The 281-nt window shown below is 67.3% G+C and carries 1 protein-coding gene; it reads right to left on the bottom strand.

Features of this window, described 5'->3' with window-relative positions:
• Nucleotide 1: 1 nt before the first annotated feature.
• A complete protein-coding gene (locus ACQG3P_RS19510) occupies nucleotides 2–226 on the bottom strand; it encodes a LysR substrate-binding domain-containing protein (protein WP_426805964.1) in 225 nt (74 codons plus the stop codon).
• Nucleotides 227–281 lie beyond the last annotated feature (55 nt).

Here is a 281-nt window from a genome sequence, read left to right as displayed (position 1 = left end):
TTTATGCGATGACCTCGCTGTCTTCCAGCACGCCGTCGCGGAACGCCACATCGATCCGGTCGGAGGCAAGGTCCAGCGGGCGCTCCTCCAGCTGCAGTTCGAGCGAGACTTCGGGGAAGTGGGCCCGGAATGCAGACAGCAGCGGCGCGATCACCTTGCGCCCGAACCCATGCGTGGCTCTCACCCGCAGGTGCCCCCGTGGCGGCCCGTCACTCAGGTCGGGCATTTCCTACAGCGCCTGCAGGATGCGGTCGACACCGGGGCGGCAGCCGTCGTGGAAA

Source organism: Stenotrophomonas sp. SrG, from assembly GCF_050031795.1.
Lineage (GTDB): Bacteria > Pseudomonadota > Gammaproteobacteria > Xanthomonadales > Xanthomonadaceae > Stenotrophomonas > Stenotrophomonas rhizophila_A.
This window is presented reverse-complemented; position numbering and strand designations above follow the sequence as displayed.